General features: G+C 68.4%; 22 protein-coding genes. 8 read left to right on the top strand and 14 right to left on the bottom strand.

Features of this window, described 5'->3' with window-relative positions; genetic code table 11:
• Nucleotides 1-257 precede the first annotated feature (257 nt).
• The 5 genes from ccsB to AC1DP3_RS07755 are packed head-to-tail and all read right to left on the bottom strand — an operon-like array spanning nt 258 to nt 5,199.
• Nucleotides 258-1,310 (bottom strand): c-type cytochrome biogenesis protein CcsB, encoded by a 1,053-nt coding sequence (gene ccsB / locus AC1DP3_RS07775; protein WP_477292581.1) that lies wholly within the window; start codon nt 1,308-1,310, stop codon nt 258-260.
• Nucleotides 1,311-1,333: 23 nt separating this feature from the next.
• On the bottom strand, nt 1,334-3,085 hold the full coding sequence (gene resB / locus AC1DP3_RS07770; protein WP_477292580.1) for a cytochrome c biogenesis protein ResB: 1,752 nt from the start codon (nt 3,083-3,085) through the stop codon (nt 1,334-1,336).
• Nucleotides 3,066-3,920 (bottom strand): cytochrome c biogenesis CcdA family protein, encoded by an 855-nt coding sequence (locus AC1DP3_RS07765; protein WP_477292646.1) that lies wholly within the window; start codon nt 3,918-3,920, stop codon nt 3,066-3,068. The genes resB and AC1DP3_RS07765 overlap by 20 nt, the downstream gene beginning before the upstream one ends.
• Before the next feature lie 14 nt (nt 3,921-3,934).
• Nucleotides 3,935-4,573 carry a TlpA family protein disulfide reductase gene (locus AC1DP3_RS07760; protein ID WP_477292579.1) on the bottom strand — a complete coding sequence of 213 codons (639 nt, stop codon included), beginning with the start codon at nt 4,571-4,573 and terminating at the stop codon, nt 3,935-3,937.
• Entirely contained in the window at nt 4,570-5,199 is a 630-nt protein-coding gene (locus tag AC1DP3_RS07755; RefSeq protein WP_477292578.1) for a histidine phosphatase family protein, read from the bottom strand. The genes AC1DP3_RS07760 and AC1DP3_RS07755 overlap by 4 nt, the downstream gene beginning before the upstream one ends.
• A gap of 124 nt (nt 5,200-5,323) precedes the next feature.
• On the opposite strand from AC1DP3_RS07755, the gene aspS reads away from it, so the two are divergent.
• A complete protein-coding gene (gene aspS, locus AC1DP3_RS07750) occupies nt 5,324-6,667 on the top strand; it encodes an aspartate--tRNA(Asn) ligase (RefSeq protein WP_477292577.1) in 1,344 nt (447 codons plus the stop codon).
• 228 nt (nt 6,668-6,895) lie between these two features.
• Here aspS and AC1DP3_RS07745 read toward each other — a convergent pair whose 3' ends face one another.
• From AC1DP3_RS07745 to AC1DP3_RS07730, 4 genes are all read right to left on the bottom strand, one after another.
• Entirely contained in the window at nt 6,896-7,150 is a 255-nt protein-coding gene (locus AC1DP3_RS07745; RefSeq protein ID WP_477292576.1) for a glutaredoxin family protein, read from the bottom strand.
• 35 nt (nt 7,151-7,185) lie between these two features.
• On the bottom strand, nt 7,186-7,479 hold the full coding sequence (locus AC1DP3_RS07740) for a rhodanese-like domain-containing protein (RefSeq protein WP_477292575.1): 294 nt from the start codon (nt 7,477-7,479) through the stop codon (nt 7,186-7,188).
• Between the two features lie 79 nt (nt 7,480-7,558).
• On the bottom strand, nt 7,559-7,657 hold the full coding sequence (locus tag AC1DP3_RS07735) for a 30S ribosomal protein bS22 (RefSeq protein ID WP_003792170.1): 99 nt from the start codon (nt 7,655-7,657) through the stop codon (nt 7,559-7,561).
• 82 nt (nt 7,658-7,739) lie between these two features.
• The gene (locus tag AC1DP3_RS07730) at nt 7,740-7,931 is read right to left on the bottom strand and encodes a helix-turn-helix domain-containing protein (protein WP_477292574.1); all 192 of its coding nucleotides are present in this window, start codon (nt 7,929-7,931) and stop codon (nt 7,740-7,742) included.
• 180 nt (nt 7,932-8,111) lie between these two features.
• Between AC1DP3_RS07730 and AC1DP3_RS07725 the strand changes: the two genes are divergently transcribed.
• Nucleotides 8,112-8,453: a hypothetical protein gene (locus AC1DP3_RS07725; RefSeq protein ID WP_477292573.1), complete on the top strand. Its 342-nt coding sequence runs from the start codon at nt 8,112-8,114 to the stop codon at nt 8,451-8,453.
• Nucleotides 8,454-8,503: 50 nt separating this feature from the next.
• Here AC1DP3_RS07725 and AC1DP3_RS07720 read toward each other — a convergent pair whose 3' ends face one another.
• A complete protein-coding gene (locus tag AC1DP3_RS07720; RefSeq protein WP_477292572.1) occupies nt 8,504-8,917 on the bottom strand; it encodes an ArsR/SmtB family transcription factor in 414 nt (137 codons plus the stop codon).
• A gap of 176 nt (nt 8,918-9,093) precedes the next feature.
• Between AC1DP3_RS07720 and AC1DP3_RS07715 the strand changes: the two genes are divergently transcribed.
• Nucleotides 9,094-10,464, top strand: coding sequence for a TrkH family potassium uptake protein (locus tag AC1DP3_RS07715; RefSeq protein ID WP_477292645.1), 1,371 nt, complete (start codon nt 9,094-9,096; stop codon nt 10,462-10,464).
• Entirely contained in the window at nt 10,457-11,128 is a 672-nt protein-coding gene (locus AC1DP3_RS07710; RefSeq protein ID WP_477292571.1) for a potassium channel family protein, read from the top strand. The genes AC1DP3_RS07715 and AC1DP3_RS07710 overlap by 8 nt, the downstream gene beginning before the upstream one ends.
• A gap of 45 nt (nt 11,129-11,173) precedes the next feature.
• Here AC1DP3_RS07710 and AC1DP3_RS07705 read toward each other — a convergent pair whose 3' ends face one another.
• From AC1DP3_RS07705 to proC, 3 genes are all read right to left on the bottom strand, one after another.
• On the bottom strand, nt 11,174-11,869 hold the full coding sequence (locus AC1DP3_RS07705) for a potassium channel family protein (protein WP_477292570.1): 696 nt from the start codon (nt 11,867-11,869) through the stop codon (nt 11,174-11,176).
• Nucleotides 11,862-13,223 carry a TrkH family potassium uptake protein gene (locus tag AC1DP3_RS07700; protein WP_477292569.1) on the bottom strand — a complete coding sequence of 454 codons (1,362 nt, stop codon included), beginning with the start codon at nt 13,221-13,223 and terminating at the stop codon, nt 11,862-11,864. The genes AC1DP3_RS07705 and AC1DP3_RS07700 overlap by 8 nt, the downstream gene beginning before the upstream one ends.
• Before the next feature lie 227 nt (nt 13,224-13,450).
• Nucleotides 13,451-14,287 carry a pyrroline-5-carboxylate reductase gene (gene proC / locus AC1DP3_RS07695; RefSeq protein ID WP_477292568.1) on the bottom strand — a complete coding sequence of 279 codons (837 nt, stop codon included), beginning with the start codon at nt 14,285-14,287 and terminating at the stop codon, nt 13,451-13,453.
• 86 nt (nt 14,288-14,373) lie between these two features.
• On the opposite strand from proC, the gene AC1DP3_RS07690 reads away from it, so the two are divergent.
• The 4 genes from AC1DP3_RS07690 to AC1DP3_RS07675 all read left to right on the top strand — a co-directional run bounded on the left by AC1DP3_RS07690 (nt 14,374) and on the right by AC1DP3_RS07675 (nt 17,867).
• Nucleotides 14,374-14,886 (top strand): ArsR/SmtB family transcription factor, encoded by a 513-nt coding sequence (locus AC1DP3_RS07690; RefSeq protein WP_477292567.1) that lies wholly within the window; start codon nt 14,374-14,376, stop codon nt 14,884-14,886.
• Nucleotides 14,874-15,560: an SRPBCC domain-containing protein gene (locus tag AC1DP3_RS07685; protein ID WP_477292566.1), complete on the top strand. Its 687-nt coding sequence runs from the start codon at nt 14,874-14,876 to the stop codon at nt 15,558-15,560. The genes AC1DP3_RS07690 and AC1DP3_RS07685 overlap by 13 nt, the downstream gene beginning before the upstream one ends.
• 171 nt (nt 15,561-15,731) lie before the next feature.
• Entirely contained in the window at nt 15,732-16,844 is a 1,113-nt protein-coding gene (locus AC1DP3_RS07680; RefSeq protein WP_477292565.1) for an alpha/beta fold hydrolase, read from the top strand.
• Between the two features lie 60 nt (nt 16,845-16,904).
• Nucleotides 16,905-17,867 (top strand): cation diffusion facilitator family transporter, encoded by a 963-nt coding sequence (locus AC1DP3_RS07675; protein WP_477292564.1) that lies wholly within the window; start codon nt 16,905-16,907, stop codon nt 17,865-17,867.
• Between the two features lie 57 nt (nt 17,868-17,924).
• Here the strand turns inward: AC1DP3_RS07675 and AC1DP3_RS07670 are convergent, their stop codons facing one another.
• Nucleotides 17,925-18,386 (bottom strand): nucleoside deaminase, encoded by a 462-nt coding sequence (locus AC1DP3_RS07670; protein ID WP_477292563.1) that lies wholly within the window; start codon nt 18,384-18,386, stop codon nt 17,925-17,927.
• Between the last annotated feature and the right edge of the window lie 54 nt (nt 18,387-18,440).

Below are 18,440 nucleotides of genomic sequence, written 5' to 3'. Positions count from 1 at the left end.
TTCACGCCTGTCGTCAGCCCGGACGGCAGCGCTGCAGGCCCAGCGCGAGTAGCGGTGGTCCCGATATCTCCAGCGTTCCCTGTGAAGAATCCGCAGCCCCTGCGGCTCTTCGGACTTCGGGCCTGAAGCTAGACCCGCGCCGATCGCCGCGTCAAGAGCGTGCTTCGCAACGGATCGCCGACACGCACCCATACCGAGGGAGGCATGGACTGGTCTTCACTGAAGAACACCCGGTCACTCCGGCTTAGTGACGCGGATCAGCTCAGTCCGCTGTAGACGTGAAGTCCTTTGAAGAACATGTTCACGATGGTGAAGTTGAACATGACGGCGGAGAAACCGATGATCGAGAGCCATGCCGAGCGGCTCCCTCGCCAGCCTCGGGTGGCCCGCGCGTGGATGTAGCCGGCGTACAGCACCCAGATCACGAAGGTCCAGACTTCCTTCGTGTCGAAGCCCCAGTAGCGGCCCCATGCGTCGTTCGCCCAGATCGACCCGGCGATCAAAGTGAACGTCCAGAAGATGAAGCCGAGGATCGCGAATCGGTAGGCCAGCGACTCGAGCTTGTCGGCCGTCGGAAGTGTCCGGAGGAAGCCCGGGCCGCCCTTCCCGATGGAGGCAGCGGCATCCTGTGCCAGCGCTTTTCGCTCACGTCGCACCTGCATGAGCTGCAACACCGAGAGCCCGAAGGCGAGGGCGAACAGGGCCGTGGCGAGAGAGGCGACGAAGACGTGGATGACGAGCCAGATGGACTTCAGCGGGTCGGCGAGCGGCACGATCTCGGTGTAGAACCCCAGCGTCGCCCCGCCCAGGAGCAGCACGACCATGCCCGTGATGAGTGAGCCGAGGAATCGCAGGTCATACCGGAGAAGCACCACCAGGTAGACGGCCACGATGAGGAGCGTTCCCATGAGCGAGAACTCGTACATGTTGGACCAGGGGACCCGGCCGGCGGCGATGCCCCGGGTGAGGGTTCCGCCGAAGTGGAAGAGGAACGCGAGCACCGTCAGCGACGTGCCGATACGCGCCCACAGGTTGCGCTGCCGATCGCGCGGAGCCGCTTCGACCGCGGCGTCTGCGGCGGCCTGTTCGACCTTCATCCGGTCGAGAGAGGCCTCTCGCGGAGATGCTCCGGATGCCCCCACCACGGCGCCGACGAGCTGCCGGTCGCGAGCCTGGGCCCGATCCTGGGCCTCGGCGGCCAGCTCCCCGCGCTTCGCGAGGTCGACGGCATACGCGATGAAGGCCAGTGCGTACACCGCGATCGCCGTCCATACCAGCAGTACAGACACGGAATCGAGCGTGGCGGGCATGGCTTCCAGTGTACGGGCCGTGCTCAGGCGTCCGCGCGGCGCAGCGACTGGTCCACAGCCTCGCCGTGCTTGCGCATGACCTGATCGACAGCGGAACCGAGCATGGGGTCCTCGCCTCGAGCGAGGCCGGCGTACTCGAGACGCAGGGTGTGCCCGTCGGGTGTGACCTTGACCCACATCCGGCGCCGCGGCACGAAGAGCGCCGCGAGAAGTCCGGTGAGCGACAGGATCGCGAACCCGAGCACCCAGGGCGCCGCGATGTCGCGGTGCAGCGACAGAGAGACGTAGCGCTTGACCGCCCCGTCGTACCCCTCAGCGCCGCCGGCGGACTCGTCCTGGAAGGTGATCGTGCCGAGCCCGTTCGGCAGGTCCTGGGTGTCGCCGGGGGCGAGCTCGATCGATTCGACGCCCGTCTTGCCGCCGGTGAGCTGCGTCATGTCGGTCGGGTCGAGCGTGTAGACGGAGCGGGGGGTCCCGTCGTCGATCCCGAGGTCGCCCTCGTAGACGTTGAGGGTCAGCACCGGGTTGATCAGCGCGGGATAGGCGGAGGTGAAGGCGCCGCTGTCGAGCGGAGCCTGGGTCGGATAGAAGAACCCGATCATGCCGAGCTGCTCGGGCAGCCCGTCGGTGACCTTGACCACGCCGAGCGACGTCATATTGGTGTCCTGCGGCAGGAAGGGCACGGACTCGTCGAACACGACGTCTCCGTCGGCGTTGCGGATCGTGATGGTCGGCGCGTAGCCGTTGCCCATGAGGTACACCCTGTCGCCCGCGATGTCGAGCGGGTGGTTGACCCGTACCGCCCCCTCGCCGGGCTGCTGCTCGGGGAACTGGGTGGTGAGGTGCGCGACGAAGTCGCCCGCCTGCCCGGCGCCCCGTTCGCCGGACGGCACATACGTCACTTCGAAGTCGTCGAGGGTGAGCGAGTAGGGCGTCAGGCGCTCCTCGTCGACGAACCGGCCCGGGTTGAACGACGAGTAGTCCAGCATCGTGTTGACGAACGTGCGCCCCTCGATGATGACCGTCTGCCCCGTATAGGTGAATCCGCCGCCGATGCCGACGGCCAACAGCACGCCGACCAGCGCCGCGTGGAAGACGAGGTTGCCCGTCTCGCGCAAGTACCCGCGCTCCGCCGAGACCGACAGGGTCGCGCCCGAGTCGTAACGCTCGACCCGGTACCCCGCGCGCTTCAGCTGATCCACGGCCAACCCGATGGCGACGGATGCTGCAGCCGCGGCATCCGCAGGCTCGACGCCGTTCGGGCTCAGCTCGACGATCGACTCGCGATGGTCGTCCAGCCGGCCGAGGCGGGCGGGCGTCCGGGGCGGGCGCGCGCGGAGCGCCTTCCAGTGGTGCTGGGTCCGCGGGATGACGCAGCCGATGAGCGAGACGAACAGCAGGATGTAGATCGCCGAGAACCAGGCCGACGAGTAGACGTCGAAGAGCTGCAGGTTCTCCAGGATCGGCGCGAGATCGGGGTGGTCGGCGAAGTACTGCGTGACGCCGTTGGGGTCGGCCGTCCGCTGCGGGACGATCGACCCCGGGACGGCGGCGATGGCCAGCAGCAGGAGGAGGACGAGCGCGGTCCGCATGCTGGTGAGCTGGCGCCAGCCCCAGCGGATCCACCCGACCGGGCCGAGTGCGGGCTGGACGATATCGCCCGACGCCGCACTGTCGGCGTGATCGGCCGGTCGCAGCGGGTCGCTCACGTCGGCATCGCTGGCCCCCACGGCGTCGGGCGATGGCGCCGTGGACTCAGAGCGGGAGCGGGACACTCGTGAACACCCCCTGCAGCTGCGTCATCATCGCGCTCCAGACTCCGGTCACCATGAGCACGCCGAGGGCGATCAGCAGGACGCCGCCGATGACGTTGACCGCGCGGATGTGGCGCCGCAGGAACGCGACCGAGCTCGTCGCCCAGCCGAAGCCGAGGGTCAGCAGGATGAACGGGATGCCGAGCCCCAGCGAGTAGGCCAGCCCGAGGAGCGCGGCCCTCCCGGGGTCGCCCAGGTTCCACGAGACGGAGAGGATCGCCGCGAGGGTCGGGCCGATGCAGGGCGTCCAGCCGATCCCGAGCGCGACGCCGAGTAGCGGGGCGCCGATGAGCCCCATGTTGCTCTGCACGTGTGGGTGCACCGTCTTCTGCGCGAAGCCGAAGACGCCGATGAACACGAGCCCGAGGATGATCACGACGATGCCCAGGATCCGCGTGATGGCCTCGTTGTACGCCAGGAAGAACTGCCCGAGGGTGCCGCCCAGGATCGTGACGGCCATGAACACGATCGTGAAGCCCGCGATGAACAGGAGAACTCCGAGCAGCAGCCTGCTGCGCGTGGGGGATTCGAGCGCGGCGGCGGCCTCGGCATCCGTCGCTCCGGTCATCACGTTGGTCGGAGAATCGGCCGGAAGTCGGCCGGATCCGGCGGATTCCTCCGACGTACGGCCTTTCGCCCGACGCGCCGCACGCGGAGCGACAGGCCGAGGCGCCACGGCGCCGCCGATGAACCCGAGGTATCCGGGCACGAGCGGCAGCACGCACGGCGAGAGGAACGAGAGGAGCCCGGCGAGGATCGCGATGGGGATCGCCACCCACAGCGCCCCGCCCGCCATCACGGCGTCGATCGTCACGACTCGTCCAGCGTCTCGCGCACGAGCGTCTCGAGGATCGAGGCATCCAGGAGCTGCCCGATGATGCGCGCGGCGACCCGGCCCTCCTTGTCGATCACGAGCGTCGTCGGAGTCGCATTGATGGGAGTCCGCTCGGCGAAGGCGAGTTTGATGGCTCCGTCCTCGGCGGCGATGAGGCTGGGATAGGTGACGCCGTAGTTCTCCGCGAAGGCGGCAGCGGCATCCGGGGAGTCGCTCGTATTCACACCGAGGAACGCGACGTCCTGACCGTCGAAGCTCGCGGAGGCCGCTTCGAGCTCAGGAGCCTCTGCTCGGCACGGGCCGCATGCGGCGTACCAGAAGTTGACCACCAGCACCCCGCCCGCATAGTCGGCGCTCGCGACCGTCTCGCCCGTCTCGGTCGCACCCGTGAACACCACGGGCTCGCCGCGATCGGCTTCGGCGATCTCGACGACGCGGGAGTCCCCGGCGATGAAGCCCTTGCTGTCGCCGGCGCGGTACTGCTCGGCGAGCGGGTCGTTCGAGCACGCCGCAAGTCCCGAGACGAGTACCCCGAGGGCGACGACGGATGCCGCGGCCCGCAGCGCGCGGGAGGCTTTCGGCGTGGCCGCGAAGCGGCCGGGAAGACGGGTCACACGGCCCCCACGTCGACGGCGCCCGCGGTCGACGCCGGCTCGGCGTAGCTGACCTCGGCCCAGTGCCCGTCTCGCAGCTCGAAGCTGGTCACGCTCGACAGCGCACACCGGCGGCGGCGCGGGTCGTGGCGCGACTCCAGGCCCGCGACCGCGAGGTGGGTGATCCAGATGGGCAGCTGGTGCGAGACGATCACGACATCGCCCGAGGGCGCCGAGTCCCAGGCATCCCGCATCGCGCCGTCCATGCGCGCCACGATCTGCGTGTACGGCTCCCCCCAGCTGGGGAGGGCGGGTTGCGTGAGCAGGCGCCAGTTCCAGGGGTTCATCAGGGCGCGGTCCATCCGACGGCCCTCGAAGCGGTTGGTCGGCTCGATGACCCGCTCGTCGATGACGAGCTCGTGGCCGAACCTCGCGACGAACGGCTCCGCGGACTCTCGGGTGCGCTGCAAGGGCGACGACACCAGCGCTGACACGGGGCGCTCGAGGCTTGCGACGTAGTCCGCGGCCTGCTGCGCCATGCGGCGACCGTCGGCGCTCAGTCCGTAGCCGGGCAACCGGCCGTAGAGCACGCGGCGAGGATTGTCGACCTCTCCGTGGCGCACGAGATGGAGGCGATCGGCGGGCACGCCTCCAGTCTACGGCGGCTCGATCTGTKGGCAGCCTGAGCGTGCCCTCCGCTCGAGGGGGCCGAGGGGCACCGCGGATGCCATGAAGAATGCCTCCGAATCGCTCAACGTAGACTGGTCCCTCGTGACTGAACGCGTACTCGTCCAACAGCTCAACGGTCTTCCCGACGGTCTCGTCACCGTCTCCGGATGGGTCGAGACCGTCCGCGATCAGAAGAAGGTGCAGTTCGTCATCCTTCGCGACGAGACGGGCGCGGTGCAGCTGGTGAACCCGGCGACGCGCGAACTCGCCGAAGACGCCGATGAGCAGGCGGCGGCAGCGCTTGCGCTCACCGAGACGATCTCGGCCCTCTCGACCGGCACCTTCCTGACGGTGCAGGGTCAGCTCAAGCACGACGAACGCGTGAAGCTCGGCGGGGTCGAGATCAAGATCGGGTCGCTCGACATCGCGGGCGCCGCACTGGCGGAGACCCCGATCGCCGCCGACAGCGGTCAGGACAAGCGCATGGACTGGCGCTTCCTCGACCTGCGTCAGCGCCGCAACAACCTCATCTTCCGCGTGCAGACGACCCTCGAGCACGCGATGCGGTCGTACTGGATTGAGCGCGACTACATCGAGGTGCACTCCCCCAAGCTCATGGCGAGCGCGTCGGAGTCCAATGCCGAGCTGTTCGCCCTCGAGTACTTCGGCGACCAGACCGCGTACCTCGCGCAGTCGCCGCAGTTCTTCAAGCAGATGGCGCAGGTCGCCGGCTTCGGCAAGATCTTCGAGATCGCGCCGGCGTTCCGCGCAGACCCCTCGTTCACCTCGCGTCACGCGACGGAGTTCACGAGCATCGACGCCGAGATCAGCTGGATCGACTCACACGAGGACGTCGCCTCGATGCAGGAGGAGCTGCTCGCCACCGCCATCGCCGCGGTGAAGGAGAAGCACGGCGCCGAGATCGAGGAGCTGTTCGGTCTCGAAGTGCAGGTGCCCAGCATCCCGTTCCCGCGCATCCCCCTCGCGGAGGCGCTCGAGATCGTGAAGGCTCGCGGCTACGAGGTGCCCCGCACCGACGGCGACCTCGACCCCGAGGGCGAGCGCCAGATCTCGGCTCACGTCGAAGAGACGTACGGCCACCAGTTCGTGTTCATCACCGACTACCACCCCGAGATCCGCGCCTTCTACCACATGCGCAACGAAGAGACCGGGCTCACCAAGAGCTACGACCTGCTCTTCAAGGGAGTCGAGATCACGACCGGCGCTCAGCRCGAGCACCGCGTCGACGTGCTGATCGAGCAGGCCCGCGAGAAGGGGCTCGAGCCCGAGCACCTCGACTTCTACTTCGACTTCTTCCGATACGGCGCCCCGCCGCACGGCGGGTTCGGCATGGGCCTCGCGCGCGTTCTCATGCTGCTGCTCGGCGAGTCGTCCATCCGCGAGGTCACCTATCTCTTCAGAGGCCCCACGCGCCTCGCCCCGTGACGCCGCCCTCAGGTCGGTGAGCCACCGCCGGGGGTAGCAGCCGGAAGGCACGGGTGCGGCGAGGCCCCTCCCCCTGTTGGGACCATTCCACGGAATTCGGATCGGATGCTGCCACCGACCCGATTTCGGCGAACTCGTCCGATTTCGGTGAGGTGGGCAAGCGACCGGATGCCGCGCATGACGGCTCGGGTTCGCCGGTTCTGGACGGGCCGAGCCGTCGGCAACCGGTCAGGCCTCTGCGGCTGTCAGCGCGGCCCGGAGCCGCTCCGCCGACACCCGCCAGTGGCCGTGCAGACGTTCGTCGATGAGCACGACGGGGATCTTCTCCCACCACAGCTCGTAGAGGGCCGGATCATCGGCGATCGAACGCTCCTGCACCACAACGCTGTCCTCGGGAAACTCCGCGACGACCAGGTCGACGATCTCGCGAGCGACGTCGCAGAGGTGGCAGTCCGGCTTTCCGATGAGGGTGAGGGTGGTCACCAGATCATCGTACGAGCGGCGCGATCAGCCGGGGTTCAGCGCTCGATCGGGTAGCCGGAGGCCGCCCACTCGCCTGTACCGCCATCGACGTTCGTCGCGTCGAAGCCGCGCGCCTCGAGCGCCTGCACGACACGGGCCGAACGCCCGCCGATCTGGCAGATCACGTCGAACGCGCCGTCGGGGAGCTCGTCGAGGTGATCGCCGAGCGACGACATCGGCAGGTTGACCGCTCCCGGAACGTGCCCGGCCGCGAACTCGTCGCGCTCTCGCACATCGATGAGCGGGGTGTCCTCACGAGCGCGCAGCTCGTGAACGGTGATCGACTGCATGGAATCCTCGGGAATCGGAGGTTCGGCGGGGGGAACACGAAGCGCCCGTCCAGGGACAGGCGCTTGGTGTTCTAGCCGCTTACTTCTTGTTACGGCGCTGGTGGCGAGTCTTGCGAAGCAGCTTGCGGTGCTTCTTCTTCGCCATGCGCTTGCGGCGCTTCTTGATGACAGAACCCACGGAAAACCTCACTACGTCAGGGTCTGGACGCGCGTTGGCGCGCCCGGGAACCGGCAATTACGGAAAAATGCCTCGTATCAGTCTAGCCGACGTCGGCGACCGGCCTTTGCAGGGCATCGGTGACGGCTGATTCGGGGACGCGATAGCTGCGTCCGAAGCGCACCGCGGGCAGTTCGCCGGAGTGCACGAGCCGGTAGACCGTCATCTTGGAGACGCGCATGATGTCGGCGACTTCGGCCACCGTCAGGAAGCGGACGTTCGGCAGTTCCGTCATTGTCCCGCCCTCGCCTCGACGCCTGTGATGGGGACACTCTAGGGCCGGCGCGCGACGCCTGTAAACAGATGTTGCCTGTGTGGCCGCTGGGACGATGCCGCCGCCACAGTCGGGTGGATCTCCAGCGGATGCATAGCTTGCTCTTTCGTTGTGCACGGCCGGGTGGGATCCACTGGCCGCATGAGCGCACAGCACCCTCCCGGGCCGTCGCAGCCGTACGGCCCGCCCCATCACCCGGGAACAGAGGGACCGGTGCCGCCGGAGGCTTGGGCGCAGCATCCCGCTCCCCCACATGCCCGGCGCATGCACGCCGGCGCCATCATCGGCATCATCCTCGGCGGCATGCTCCTGCTCGGCATGACGTTCGCCGGCGGCGCTGCCGTCGGGTGGTGGGTCGGGGCTCATCATGGGGCGATGTGGTCCCCGCAGGGGCACATGTATCCCGGCGAGCCCGGTGCGCCCCACTGGGACGAGCGCCATCACCCCGGGCAGTCCGACGGCGAGGAACAGCCGGACTCCTGACATCACCGGTCGCGAGGCGGCCACCGCGGCCAGGCGTGCGCGGAGCGGCMTCAGCGCCCGGGAAGCTTTTTGAAGGCGTTGGTGACGGCGTGCTTGGCGGATGCCGCCGCTCGACCGACGACCTCGGCCGCGTGCGCGGCGGAGTCGGTGAGCACGGGAGAGGAAGGCGAGTAGTCGAAATCGTCGTCGTCGTCGACGAGGAAGGGCACGAGCCAGTCGTCGATCTCGTCAAGGGGGGCGGGCGACAGGCTGTAGTACCGGTGCTGACCTTCCTCGCGCACCGAGACGAGGGACGCCTCGCGCAGGACCTTGAGGTGCTTCGACACCGTCGGCTGGCTGACGCCCAGCTCATGGACGATCTGGGAGACGCTCGTGCCGCGCTCGCCGTCGGCCGAGCGTGAGAGCAGGAGCTGCAGGATCTCGCGCCGTGTGCCGTCCGCTATCACGTCGAAGATGTCCGCCATGCCGACAGACTAGCCGCGACCCCCACGGGATACCATGACTGAGGTTTGGGCACGCGAGAGCGATTGCCGCGGCCGAGCGAGGCGAATCGACAAGGGGGCATCGAATGGCGGCGGATCCCGTCAGCCCGTTCTCCCGCTTCGGGATCCGGCGGTTCTTCAAGCGGTTCTACGACGACATGCGGTCGCTGACCACGTCTTCCCCCGCCCGCTTCGCGGTCCTCATCTTCGCGGCGCTCATCACGCTCTTCACTCTGCTGCTGTGGATGCCGGCGGCGACGGCATCCGGCAACAGGCCGCCCTTCGCCGACGCCCTCTTCACCGCCGTGTCGACCATCTGCGTCACGGGGCTCTCGACCGTCGACATGGGCACCTACTGGTCGCCGTTCGGCCTGGCGGTCATCTACGTCGGCGTCAACGTCGGCGCGCTGGGCGTCCTCACGCTGGCGTCGATCCTCGGGCTGATCATCTCGAAGCGCCTGGGCCTGCGCGCCAAGCTCATCGCCGCGGGCGACACCAACCCCATGCGCGCGCACGGCGGACCGGTCAACGAGGGTCAGACCGTACGGCTGGGCGAGGTCGGTGTGCTGCTGCGCACCGTCGCCCTCTCGACACTCATCATCGAAGCGGTGCTGGCGGTCCTGATGTACCCGTCCCTCATCATCGGGGGCGTCCATCCGCTCACGGCTCTGTGGGAGGCGCCGTACTACTCCGCCATGGCGTTCACGAACACGGGATTCACCCCGAACGCGGGGGGACTCGAGCCCTTTGCGCAGGACTACTTCTTCCTGACGCTGATGATGGCTGGTGTCTTCCTCGGCTCCATCGGATTCCCCGTCATCTACACGCTCTGGAAGAACCAGTGGCACGTGCGGCAGTGGTCGCTGCACGCCAAGCTCACGCTCATCACCACGGTGCTGCTGTTCTTCGCCGGTGCCGCGGCCTTCCTCAGCCTCGAGTACGCCAATCCCCTCACCTTCGGGAGCATGAACGCGTGGGACACGATCTTCCAGTCGTTCTTCCTCTCGGCCATGACCCGTTCGGGTGGGTTCTCGGTGATTGACATCGGCGACGTCCATGGTTCGACGCTCGTCGTCGGCGCGATGCTCATGTTCGTGGGCGGCGGATCCGCGTCGACGGCCGGAGGCATCAAGGTGACGACGCTGGCGGTGCTGGCTCTCGCGGTGTGGTCCGAAGCGAAGGGCCGCCAGTCCGTGCAGGCGTTCGGTCGCCGCATCCCGAGCGATGTCCAGCGCGTGGCGCTCTCGGTCGTCGCATGGGGAGCGACGATCGTCGCTCTCTCGACGATCACCATCACCCACATCACGCTGGCACCGGTCGAGGACGTGCTGTTCGATGTCATCTCGGGCTTCGCGACCGTGGGCCTCTCGACGGGTCTCACCTCAGACCTGCCCGACTCGGCGGTCTACATCATGGCCCTGACGATGTTCATGGGACGCATTGGTACAGTGACTCTCGCCGCGGCCGTGGCCGCGACATCCCGTTCGCAGCTCTACTCGCTGCCAGTGGAAAGGCCGATCGTTGGTTGAGCAGATCCGCGGGGATGCACCCGTCCTGGTGATCGGATTGGGCAGGTTCGGCGCCGCCTGCGCAGGCGAGCTGGACCGCCTAGACCGCGAGGTGCTCGCGATCGACGACAGCCTGGAGCTCGTGCAGAAGTGGTCCGAGCGCGTCACCCACACCGTGCAGGCCGATGCCAAGAACATCGACGCCCTCAAGCAGATCGGCGCGCAGGACTTCCAGGTCGCCGTCGTCGCGGTCGGCTCGTCGATCGAGGCATCCGTCCTCATCACCGCCAACCTGGTCGACCTCAAGGTCCCCCAGATCTGGGCGAAGGCGGTCTCCCAGTCGCACGGCAAGATCCTCGCGCGTGTGGGCGCCAACCACGTGATCTACCCCGAGCGCGAAGCCGGCGAGCGCGTCGCGCACCTCGTGAGCGGACGGATGCTGGACTTCATCCGCTTCGACGACGACTTCGTGCTCGCCAAGATGTACCCGCCGAAGTTCATCCGCGGCGTCGGGCTGAACGAATCGGGCGTGCGATCGAAGTACAACGTGACCGTCGTGGGCGTGAAGAGCCCCGGCAAGCCGTTCCGGTACGCGGAGGCGAACACTGTGGTGACCAACCACGACCTGATCATCGTCTCGGGCACCAACTCCGATATCGAACGCTTCGCCGGCCTCGACCGCTAGAGCACCGGCCCTCCTCCAGCGGTGTCGTCCGAACGGACCGGTCCGTCAGAGGAGCTGGGCGAACGCCTCGACCCGGGTGGTGGGTCCGACGATGATCGCGAGGTCTCCCTCTGAAAGGACCGTGTCGTTGTCGGCGTTCCGCCACGTCCCGCTCCCGTGGCGGAACGCGGTGACCGTCACCCCGTGCATCTGTCGAAGGGCCGTCTTGCCGAGCGGCACGTCCCGGATGCTGGCGGGAGCCTGGATCTTCGCAAGCGCGTAGCCCGGCTCGATCTCGAGATAGTCGATGGCGGCGCCGCGGACGAGGTGCGCTACGCGGCGCCCCATGTCCTTCTCCGGGTAGACGACGTGGTGGACCCCGAGCTGCTCGAGGATTCTCCCGTGCTGCTCGGTGACCGCCTTCGCCCAGATGACAGGAATCTTCATGCCGAGCAGGATCGAGCATGTGAGGATCGACGCCTGGACGTCAGCGCCGATCGCCACCACGACGCGGTCGAACTCGTTGACGGCGAGCTGGCGGAGCGCCTCCTCCTTGGTCGAATCAGCCCGGACGACCTGCGTGAGCTGACCGTTGTGCGCCTGCACGAGATCTTCGCTGGCATCGATGCCGAGCACTTCCGTCCCGCCTGCCATCAGCTCGAGGGCGAGCGCGCTTCCGAACCGCCCGAGGCCGATCACGGCGACCGAGTCCGCCTCGGCGATCCGCCGGGAGGTGTCGCCGAAGAGTGCGAATCTAGCCAATTGCGGGCCTTTCCTTCGGGTATTCGTAGAGGATCCGTCGGTCACGGAGGGCGAAGGCGGAGCCGATCGTCAACGGGCCGAGCCGGCCGATGAACATGAGCAGGACGAGGATCATCTCGGCCGCGGGCGGAAGCCCGGTCGTCAGCCCGGTCGACAGCCCCACGGTGCCGAACGCCGACACCGCCTCGAAGAGCACCTTGTCGAGGGCCTCGCCGGTGATGAACATGAGCCCGAGCACCCCGGCCATGACCACGGCGATCGAGAGGAGGACGACCGAGATGGCCTGGCGGTGCACGGCCCGCGAGAGCCGCTTTCCGAAGATGTGCACCGACAGCTCGCCACGCAGCTCGGTCAGCAGGATGAAGAGGAGCACCGCGAAGGTCGTCACCTTGATTCCGCCGGCGGTGCCGGCGGGGCCGCCGCCGATGTACATGAGGACGTCCATGCCGACCCAGGTCTCGTCGTGCATCTGGCCGATGTCGACCGAGTTGAAGCCCGCCGTGCGGGTCTGCACCGAGTGGAAGAAGCCGATCAGCACGCGGGCGGCAGGGTCGTAGGCGCCGAGCGTGCGCGGGTTCGACCATTCGATGACGGTGATGAACACCGTGCCGATCAGCAGGAGGACGATGGAGACGGACAGCACCAGACGCGTGTTCATCGTCCAGCGCAGAGGATGGGGGAACTCCTTGCGCAGCTGCCTGAGCACCGGAAATCCGAGTCCGCCGAGAATCACCGCGCCGCAGATCGGCAGGCAGATGAAGGGGTCGGCGGCGAAGCCGATCAGATTGTCGCTGTAGAGCGCGAAGCCCGCGTTGTTGAATGACGACACCGACAGGAACAGGCTGTTCCACGCCGCGCTGCCGAGGTCGTAGCCGTACCCGAGCGCGAAGCGCGGAACCAGCAGCGCGAACGTCACCGCCTCGATCACCAGGGAGCCGATGAGGATGCTGCGAAGGAGGCCGCGGACGTCGTCGAGCCCCATGGCATTGGCCTCTGCTGCTGCCGTGAGCCGACCGGCAACGCTCATCTTGCGCGCCAGCAGCAGACCGATCATGCCGGCCGAGATCATGATCCCGAATCCGCCGATCTGGATGAGCAGCATGATGACGACCTGTCCGAACCCGTTCCAGTGCGTCGCGGTGTCCACGACGGTCAGACCGGTGACGCAGACGGCCGACGTCGCGGTGAACAGCGCGTCGAAGAAGTTCGTCATGGAGCCGGAGCGGGACGAGATGGGGAGCATGAGCAGCCCCGTACCCAGCAGCGTGGCGACGGCGAAGGCGCCGACCACGCTTCGGGCCGGCCGCACCCGGCGTACGCGAGCTCGCGCCGAGTTGAGCCTGCCGAGCGTCATGATCGGACTCTACGCCCGCGGCACGCCCTGATCGCGTCACCCTTTCGCCCCGGCAGGATGATCCGCGCAGAGTTCCCTGCCCCGGCGACGCTCCCTCCGCCACACTTCGATACGCGGCTTCGCGGCTGCTCAGTGACCGTCGCTGGCGGGCGTCGCCTACGCTCCCTCCGCCACACTTCGATACGCGGCTTCGCGGCTACTCAGTGACCGTCGCTCGCGGGGGTCGCCTACGCTCCCTCCGCGAGCTCCCTCGCGCGAGCGAGGGCGGCATCCGTCGCCTCGGCGAACAGTCCGGCGAGATGCGCACCCTGCAGGACCGCGATCGCGCGCTCGGTGGTGCCCTTCGGACTGGTGACGCGCCGGCGAAGCTCGGCTGGATCGTCACCGGATGCCTCGAGCAGGGCTGCAGCGCCGATGAAGGTCTGCTCGGCCATGAGCCGCGCCTGCTCCTCGCTGAACCCCTTGCCGACGGCAGCCTCCGTGAGCTCCTCGATGAGGAGATAGACGTAAGCCGGACCCGAACCCGAGATCGTCGAGAGCGCGTCGATGCGATCCTCCTGCACCTCGACCACGGTGCCGACCGTCTCGAAGAGGCGGCGGACCACCGCGATGTCGTCGGCCGTGGCCGCGGTGCCCGCCGCGAGGCCGGTCACCGCCTTGCCCACGAGGGCAGGAGTGTTCGGCATCGAGCGCAGCACGGGGAAGCCGGTGCCCAGAATGCCCTCGAACGTCGCGATCGTGACGCCTGCCGCGAGACTCACCACGACGGTGCCAGGACGCAGGTGCGGAGCGATCTCACGCAGCAGGTCGGGCACCATCACCGGCTTCACGCCGATGAGCACGATGTCTGCCGCGGCCGCGGCATCCACATTTCCTCTCGGCTCCTGCTCCAGCGCGATCGACCTCACGCCCGGGAGGTCGGCCAGTTCAACAGCCTTGGCCGAGGTGCGGTTTGTCGCTGCGATGCCGCCGGCGGCAAGGCCGGAGCGCACCAGGCCGCGGAGGATCGCGCCGCCCATCGAGCCGGCCCCGAGGAACGCGAGTGAAGGAAGGGTCTCTGGCATGCTGGCCATCCTAGGAGTGCTCCGTGAACGTGGAGCCGCATTGGTTGCGCATTGACTTATATAAGCTTTGGCGCAATAATGGCCCCGTGCACGCGCTTGACATCCTCGGAGACCCGGTCCGCCGCAGGATCGTGGAGCTGCTCGCCGACGGCGAGCGCAGCGCGGGCGAGATCGGCGGGATCGTCACCGGCGAGTTCCGCATCTCGCAGCCCGCCGTCTCGCAGCACCTGCGCGTGCTCCGCGAGGCGGGTTTCGCCACCGTACGCCCCGAGGGCACCCGCCGGCTCTATGCGGTGAACCCCGCTCCGCTGCAGGCAGCCGACGAGTGGTTCGATCCGTTCCGGCGGTTCTGGCAGCCGCACCTCGACGCGCTCGCGACCGAGCTCGCCCGAGGACGCCGTGCCCGGCGGGCTGCGGCCGAGAAGACCCCGGCAGACGCGACGACGGATGCCCCGGCCGGGCCCACGCGCCCCGAGGCTCGGCGCGCGGCGCCAGCCGCGGGTGAAGAGGGCATGGGGACCGTCACCCGACAAGATGCGGCCGTCGATCCCGACGGCCCTGCCGAGAAGACAGAGGAGAACACACGATGGTCGATGTGAATGCGCAGATTGCGGCGGTCGAACGCGGCGTCGAGTCGAGTGAGCGCCACGGTCAGGCCGTCCGCGTGCAGCGGCTCGCGCAGGAGTACCCGGCCACGATCGAAGAGGCGTGGGATGCCGTCGCCACCGAGCGTGTCGGACGATGGTTCCTGCCCATCACCGGCGACCTGCGGGTGGGCGGCCGGTATCAGCTCGAGGGAAATGCCGGGGGCGTGGTGCGCGAGTGCCACCCGCCGGCAGGCGGCGTTGCCAGCTATCACGCGTCGTGGGAGTTCGGCGGGAACGTCACCTGGATCACGGTCCGGCTGACGGCGACCGGTGACGAGAGCACGCGCCTCGAACTGGAGCACGTCGCGCCCACCGCGGACGTCCCCGACGACATGTGGGAGCAGTTCGGCCCTGCGGCCACCGGGATCGGGTGGGACTCGGGCCTGCTCGGCCTCGCCCTTCACCTGGGGTCGGCGGTCGACGGCCCGACGCCGGAGGAGGGTCTCGCCTGGATGATGTCCGACGAGGGGAAGTCCTTCACCCGGGCCTCGGCGAAGGAATGGGAGGGCGCCCATGTCGCCGATGGGGCGGACCCTGAGGTGGCCGCCCGTGCGGCTGCCGCGACGGCCGCGATGTACCTGGGCGAGGCTCCGCACGACATGGGCGAGGCGCCCGCAGCGGAGTGATGCCGGCGGCGCTCGACCCGTCGACACGACGGCGGAATCAGGCATCCGTCACCCGCTCTGCGACGCCCTGGTCGCACGCACGCTGATCGATCACAGGCTCTCGGACGCGGGGCTATAGTCGAGGCAGCACGGGGGCTGCTCGCCGCTCTCGGCGACAGTGGAGGACTCGCAATGACCCTGTTCGACGGCATCACATCCCGGACCATCGAGACGTCTCGACTCGTCGTCAACATCCTCGAGCGGCAGGCTGATGACGCCGCGACGCCTCCCGAGCGCACCGTCGTCTTCATCCACGGAAACGGCTCGTCTTCGCTGTTCTGGCAGGAACTGATGCAGGACCTGCCCGGCGAGCTGCGGGCCATCGCGATCGACCTGCGTGGCTACGGCGGCACGGAGCACGCCCCGATCGATGCCACTCGAGGGGCGCGCGACTTCAGCGACGACGTGTTCGAGACGCTCCAGGCGCTCAGCATCCCGACAGCGCACTTCGTGGGGTGGTCGATGGGTGCTGGCGTGATCATGCAGTACGCACTCGAGCATCCGGTGCTGAGCCTCACGCTCGAGTCGCCCGTGTCACCCTACGGATTCGGCGGCACCCGCCGCGACGGCACACGGCTGACCGACGATGATGCCGGCACCGGGGGCGGCGCCGCGAACCCCGACTACATCGAGCGCCTGATCGCGCACGACATGAGCGACGAGGCGCCGACGTCGCCGCGGAACGTCTTCCGCTCGGGCTACGTCGCCGAGGGTTACACGACCGAGCACGAGGACGTCTGGGTCGAGTCGATGCTGTCGACCTCGACGGCGACGGGCAACTATCCCGGGGACTCGGTGCCGAGCCGCAACTGGCCTGGTTTCGCGGCGGGCACGGTGGGAGTCCTCAACGCCCTCACGCCCCGATACTTCAACGTCTCGGGGATCACGGATCTCGCGCACAAGCCGCCGATTCTGTGGATCCAGGGCACGGTCGACGCGATCATCTCGGACGCGTCCTTCTACGACTTCAACCACCTCGGTGCGTTGGGAATCGTCCCGGACTGGCCGGGAGCCGAGGTGGCGCCCGCGCAGGAGATGGTCTCGCAGATGCGCGATGTGCTCGGCGTCTATGCGGAGCGCGGCGGCGCGGTGACCGAACTCGCACTCGAGGGCGTCGGCCATACGCCCCACCTCGAGCGCCCGGCAGAGTTCCGCCATGCGCTTCTCGTCGTGATCGGCTACGTGGGCATGTCTGCCGACCCCGCGCCGCCGACCGAAGCGATCATCCTGCGCTCTGCGGACTAGGCGGGACTCCCTCGTCAAGGGGCGCGAGGCGCGCGACGCGGCATCCGTAGACTCATCCCCATGAGTGCATCGGGCGGCGGCAAGGCGATCATCGCGGCGTTCCTGGCGAACATGGGGATCGCCGTCGCGAAGTTCATCGCGTACTTGGTCTCGGGCTCGGCATCCATGCTCGCCGAGGCGATCCACTCGCTCGCCGACTCGGGCAACCAGCTCCTGCTGATGCTCGGCGGACGCATGGCGCGCCGCAAGGCCGACGTCGAGCATCCGTTCGGCTACGGCCGAGAGCGGTACGTGTACGCGTTCGTCGTCTCGATCATCCTGTTCTCGGTCGGCGGGCTCTTCTCGATCTATGAGGGCGTCGACAAGCTCACGCATCCCCACGAGCTCGAGAACGTCTGGGTGCCGCTCACGGTGCTCGTGATCGCGATCGTGCTCGAGTCGCTCTCGCTGCGGACCGCGGTCAAGGAGAGCAATCACGTGCGGGCGAAGGGGCAGTCCTGGGTGGCGTTCGTGCGCCACGCCAAGGCGCCCGAGCTGCCCGTCGTGCTGCTCGAGGATGTCGCGGCACTCACCGGCCTGGCCTTCGCCCTGCTCGGCGTGGGCCTGACGGCACTGACCGGCAACAGCGTGTTCGACGCCGTCGGGACGCTCATGATCGGGACGCTCCTCGTGATCGTCGCTATCGTGCTGGGCATCGAGACGAAGAGCCTGCTGGTCGGAGAGGGCGCCGGTCCGCGCGACCAGGATCGCATCGTCACCGCCATCGAGGACGGCCCGGAGGACGCGACGCTCATCCACATCAAGACCCTCTACCTCGGCCCCGACGAGCTTCTCGTGGCAGCCAAGCTGGCTTTCGCGGCAGACCGGCACCTCGGCGACGTCGCCGCCGACATCGACCGGATCGAGGAGCGCGTGCGCGCCGCCGTGCCGGCCGCACGCGTCATCTACTTCGAGCCCGACATCCTGCGCCACGACGGCCCCGTGCCCACCACGGAGGCGATCGTGCTCAAGGGGAGCGACTGACCGAACGCCGTTGCCGCGGCCGGACCAGCTTCGCGACAGCTGCTGCGGTCTCAGTCGTCAGCGCCGAGCGTCGAAGAAGTGCCGCAGCAGGGCAGATGACTCCGCCTCGAGCACTCCCCCGATGACCTCGGCCCGGTACGGCAGGCGCCGGTCGCGCACCACGTCGTACATCGATCCCGCGGCCCCCGCCTTGTCGTCCCACGCCCCGAAGACGACCCGCCCGACGCGCGCCTGCAGCAGTGCGCCGGCGCACATGAGGCAGGGTTCGAGGGTCACGACCAGGGTGCAGCCGGCGAGATTCCACGAACCGACGGATGCCGCTGCCGCTCGCAGGGCGATGACTTCGGCGTGCGCGGTGGGGTCGCCTGTCGCCTCCCGAAGGTTGCGACCCTCTCCGACGAGCATCCCGGCCGCATCCGTCACCACCGCACCGACGGGGACGTCACCGCCCGCGCTCGCCTCGGCTGCGAGCGCCAGTGCGCGCTGCATGGCGGCGAGGTCGGCGGAGGATGCGAGCACTCCTCGAGACTACGGCGGGGGGGGCGTCGGGCGCGGGAAACTCGGTCAGGGCCC

The sequence above is a fragment of the Microbacterium sp. P5_B6 genome (genome assembly GCF_056400345.1).
The sequence above is the reverse complement of the archived record's forward strand: the minus strand, read 5'-3'. Positions and strand labels throughout refer to the sequence as shown.